The sequence below is a fragment of the Pseudomonas sp. P5_A2_2 genome, from assembly GCF_054177685.1.
Genome location: NZ_JBGCUL010001264.1, coordinates 1 through 1,141, shown reverse-complemented (window position 1 = coordinate 1,141; position 1,141 = coordinate 1). Strand labels below are relative to the sequence as shown.

Genomic DNA, 1,141 nt, shown 5'->3' with positions numbered 1-1,141 from the left:
TGCGGCATCGTCGCTGACCGGCTATCAACAAAGCTTCATTCATCTTGAGCGCCTGCCATGACCTCCCAGACCAATCGCCAATTCCTGCTCGCCAAACGTCCGGTTGGCGCGGCGACCCGCGAGACATTCACTTATCAGCAAATTCCGGTCGGCGAGCCGGCGGCGGGCCAGATCCTGGTCGAAAACCAATACCTGTCACTGGACCCGGCCATGCGTGGCTGGATGAACGAGGGTAAGTCCTACATCCCGCCAGTCGGGCTCGGCGAAGTCATGCGCGCCCTGGGTGTGGGCAAAGTCATTGCCTCGAACAACCCGGGGTTCGCGGTCGGGGATTACGTCAACGGCGCCCTGGGCGTGCAGGATTTCTTCCTCGGCGAGCCGCGAGGCTTCTACAAGGTCGATCCAAAACTGGCACCTCTGCCACGTTACTTGTCGGCACTGGGCATGACCGGGATGACGGCGTACTTCGCCCTGCTCGACGTCGGCGCTCCGAAGGCCGGTGACACCGTGGTGCTGTCGGGTGCGGCCGGCGCCGTGGGCAGCATTGCCGGGCAGATCGCCAAGATCAAAGGCTGCCGGGTGGTGGGCATCGCCGGCGGCGCGGACAAGTGCAAGTTCCTGATCGATGAACTGGGTTTCGATGGTGCTATCGACTACAAGAGCGAAGACGTCCTCGCCGGCCTCAAGCGCGAGTGCCCGAAAGGTGTCGACGTATATTTCGATAACGTCGGTGGCGACATTCTCGACGCGGTGTTGAGCCGCCTGAACATGAAGGCGCGGGTGGTGATTTGCGGTGCCATCAGCCAGTACAACAACAAGGAGGCGGTCAAGGGCCCGGCTAATTACCTGTCGCTACTGGTCAACCGCGCGCGCATGGAAGGTTTCGTAGTGATGGACTACGCCGCCCAATACGCCAGCGCTGCACAGGAAATGGCCGGCTGGATGGCCAAGGGGCAGCTCAAGAGCAAGGAAGACATCGTCGAAGGACTGGAGACCTTCCCGGAGACGCTGATGAAATTGTTCAACGGCGAGAATTTCGGGAAGTTGGTGTTGAAGGTTTGACACCAAACCAATGTAGGAGCGAGCCTGCTCGCGATGGCGGTGTATCAGCCAGCATAAAGGGACTGATACGCCCTCATCG

Annotated in this window: 1 protein-coding gene; it reads left to right on the top strand. The window is 60.6% G+C overall.

Going from position 1 to position 1,141, the window contains the following annotated elements:
- The first annotated feature begins 57 nt into the window (after positions 1–57).
- Positions 58–1,062, top strand: coding sequence for an NADP-dependent oxidoreductase (locus ACXRVY_RS30675; RefSeq protein ID WP_223459681.1), 1,005 nt, complete (start codon positions 58–60; stop codon positions 1,060–1,062).
- The last annotated feature ends 79 nt before the right edge of the window (positions 1,063–1,141 follow it).